Here is a 3,434-nt window from a genome sequence, read left to right on the forward strand (position 1 = left end):
GAAGCGCGTTGCGTGGGTTCAGCCAATCCGAGGCCCGTCCCATGTATTGGTCTTCCAAGCCACTGTCTGTCGCCACCGCCATAAGCGGCGACATCCGAAACCTTATGAACACTCGGCAAGCTTTTGACCTGCTCAACGGTCATTGGCGCAGTGAAAGAAGCGACAAGCACCGATCTGCGAAACCGGCGTGCCGACAGGCCTTGAACGGCAGTGTTCCCGCCGACGTCGCAAGAAATGCGTTCATCGACGCAGCGCGGGAAGCGCACATGTTGGTCGATTGTGCGAACCAATAGACAATGCCGGGATGGACCATTTCCCGCCACTAGCGAGGTCACAATGAACGCAACAACCCGATTGCACGAACTCGGCCAGAGCCTTTGGTTGGACAACATCACCCGCGATCTGTTGAGCAGTGGCACCCTTCAGCGCTATTGCACCGAATTTTCGGTGACCGGATTGACATCGAACCCCACAATTTTCGATGAAGCCATTCGTAACAGTGCCGCTTACGACGAGGCCCTACGTCGAAAAGCCAGAGAAGGCAAAGCGGGCGAGCAGCTATTCTTCGAATTGGCGCTGGAAGATTTGAAGCAAGCCGCAGCACTTTTTGGTCCGGTCCACGAAGCGACGGGCGGCATCGATGGCTGGGTTTCCCTGGAAGTGTCGCCTTTGCTGGCTAACGATGCCGGCGCCACTGTCGAAGCCGCCAAGCGGTTGCATGGGCAGGCGGAGTGTTCCAACCTGTTCATCAAGATTCCGGGCACGCCCGCAGGTGTCGAGGCCATAGAGGAATCGATCTTGGCCGGCGTGCCCGTGAATGTCACCCTGCTGTTTTCGTGCGAGCAGTATGTGGCGGCGGCCGACGCGTATTGCCGAGGCATTCAGCGACGGATTAACGCCGGGCTCGACCCGAAGATCGCCTCTGTCGCCTCGATCTTCGTCAGCCGCTGGGACAAGGCGGTGATGGACAAGGTTCCCGGTGCACTGCGGAACCGTCTCGGTATCGCCATATCCGGGCAAGTATATAAAGCCTACCGGGAGCGGCTTGCCTCTACCGGATGGCGCAAGCTGGCCGATGCCGGCGCACTTTCCCAGCGTCTGCTATGGGCGAGCACCGGCACCAAGGATCCGCAGCTTCCGCAATCCTATTATATCGAAGCGCTCGCCGCGCCTGCTACCATCAACACCATTCCAGAGAAGACACTCCATGCGTTTTCGAAAGAGGGTGTGTTGCGCGGCATCATGCGGGAGGATGGCGGCGACAGCGAAACCGTGCTTGGCGATTTCGCAAAAGCCGGCGTCGACATTCAGGCGCTTGCCGCGCAGCTCCAGTTGGAAGGCGCGCAATCCTTCACCAAATCATGGGCCGATCTGATGGCGGTGATTGCCTTGAAGAGCGAGCAGTTACATCGCCACGGTTCGGCCGGCAGATGATGAGCGCGCTTCTTGCGGCCAGGACATTGCCGCTCACGGAGCTTTCAGCATGGCAGGCGTTGCTGGCGCATTGTCAGGAAGTGCGCCCTTTGCATCTGCGACAGCTCTTCGCGGATGATCCCCGACGTGGCACGCAGTTCACCGTCGACGCCTGCGGACTTTATCTCGACTATTCGAAAAACCGCATCACGCCTGAGACGGTCCAGCTTCTCATTGAACTTGCCGAGGCCTCCGGGTTGCGTGAGCGCATCGAAGCGATGTTCAGCGGTCAGAAGATCAATGTGACCGAGCAGCGTGCTGTGCTTCACACGGCGCTGCGCGCGCCAGTTGGCGAGCGAATTTTAGTTGACGGTATCGACGTCGTGCCGGAAGTGCACGCGGTGCTCGGCAAGATGGCTGATTTCACGAACAAGATCCACAGCGGCGCATGGCGCGGCCATTCAGGCCTGCCGATCCGCAACGTCATCAATATCGGCATCGGCGGCTCTGACCTCGGGCCGGTCATGGCCTATGAAGCGCTGCGCCACTACAGCCGGCGCGACATGATTTTCCGCTTCATCTCGAACATCGACGGTACCGATTTCGCGGAAGCGACGCGAGATCTGAATCCTGAAGAAACGCTGTTCATCATCTGCTCGAAGACGTTCAAAACGTTGGAAACGCTGACCAACGCCCATACGGCCCGTCAATGGGTGCTGCGCAAGCTGGGCGACGAGCGGGCGGTGGCCCGGCATTTCGTCGCCGTCTCGACCAATACCGAAGGGGTCGCCAAATTCGGCATCGACACCGAACAGATGTTCGGCATGTGGGATTGGGACGGCGGCCGCTATTCAATGGATTCGGCGATAGGCCTATCCACCATGCTCGCCGTCGGGGCGGAAAATTTCCAGGCGATGCTGTCGGGCTTCCATGACATGGACCAGCATTTTCGCACTGCACGGTTCGATCAGAACCTGCCGGCTCTGATGGGTCTGCTCGCGGTCTGGTACAACAATTTCTTCGAAGCGCAGACGGTCGCGGTGCTTCCCTACGAGCAATATCTGAAGCGTTTTCCCGCCTATCTCCAGCAACTGACGATGGAGAGCAATGGCAAGCACGTCACGCTTGGCGGCACGAAAGTCGACTACCAAACAGGGCCGATCTATTGGGGCGAACCTGGCACCAACGGGCAGCACTCTTTCTACCAACTCATTCATCAAGGCACCAAGCTCGTTCCGTGCGACTTCATCGGGTTTTGCCAGGCATTGAATCCGCTGGGACGCCACCACGATCTCCTGATGGCAAATCTCTTCGCACAGACCGAGGCGCTGGCTTTCGGCATAACGGAAGGGGAAGTCCGAGCGGAAGGGACGCCGGATTGGCTGGTTCCGCACCGCACCTTCGAAGGCAACCGCCCTACCAATACGTTGCTTGCCGAGCGCCTGACGCCAAAGATACTAGGCAGCCTGGTGGCGCTCTACGAGCACAGCGTCTTCACGCAAGGCGTCATCTGGAGCATCGACTCGTTTGACCAATGGGGCGTTGAGCTGGGCAAGGCGCTGGCCGAGAAAACAATCCCTGAACTGGAAGTTTCCGCGACCCCAAATCTTCAACATGACAGCTCGACCAATGCTTTGATCGAGCGCTATCGCCGGATCAAGAAGCACTGAATCGACAGCCGGACCGCAAGACTCCGATCGGAAAAAATATGGTACAGGCGCAACTCGACCAGCTTTGCATCAACACGCTGCGGATGCTTTCCATCGACGCGGTCCAGAAGGCAAATTCCGGCCATCCCGGAACGCCGCTGGATGCCGCGCCAGTCGCCTACTGCCTGTGGCAACACTTCCTGCGCTATGATGCAGCCGATCCCGACTGGCCGAACCGCGACCGTTTCGTGCTGTCGGCCGGTCACGCCTGCGCTCTGCTCTACAGCCTGCTTCATGTGTGCGGCGTCAAGGCAAAAGGGCCGGCCTATCCATCGAGCGACCGGCTGGCCGTGACGTTGGACGATCTCAAGT

General features: G+C 59.0%; 3 protein-coding genes and 1 pseudogene. All 4 read left to right on the forward strand.

Translation table 11 applies throughout. The features are described from left to right. Positions 1-293 (forward strand): DUF982 domain-containing protein (locus EN932_RS31890; RefSeq protein WP_245483363.1); only part of this gene is annotated, 293 nt, incomplete at its 5' end. A 43-nt stretch (positions 294-336) separates the two neighbouring features. Continuing rightward, on the forward strand, positions 337-1,434 hold the full coding sequence (gene tal, locus EN932_RS31895) for a transaldolase (RefSeq protein WP_128369360.1): 1,098 nt from the start codon (positions 337-339) through the stop codon (positions 1,432-1,434). Then, complete coding sequence (gene pgi / locus EN932_RS31900; RefSeq protein ID WP_245483364.1) at positions 1,431-3,083, forward strand: glucose-6-phosphate isomerase; 1,653 nt, start codon at positions 1,431-1,433, stop codon at positions 3,081-3,083. Before tal ends, pgi begins: the two co-directional genes overlap by 4 nt. A gap of 38 nt (positions 3,084-3,121) precedes the next feature. Continuing rightward, positions 3,122-3,434, forward strand: a pseudogene (locus tag EN932_RS31905) (transketolase); the annotation flags it as partial.

It is taken from the genome of Mesorhizobium sp. M7A.F.Ca.US.002.01.1.1 (assembly GCF_004022955.1).
Taxonomy (GTDB): Bacteria; Pseudomonadota; Alphaproteobacteria; order Rhizobiales; family Rhizobiaceae; genus Mesorhizobium; species Mesorhizobium ciceri.

Excerpts from the sequence above, each read along its gene's own strand:
- tal (WP_128369360.1), top strand. The coding sequence starts at position 337 with ATGAACGCAACAACCCGATTGCACGAACTCGGCCAGAGCCTTTGGTTG.
- pgi (WP_245483364.1), top strand. The coding sequence starts at position 1,431 with ATGATGAGCGCGCTTCTTGCGGCCAGGACATTGCCGCTCACGGAGCTT.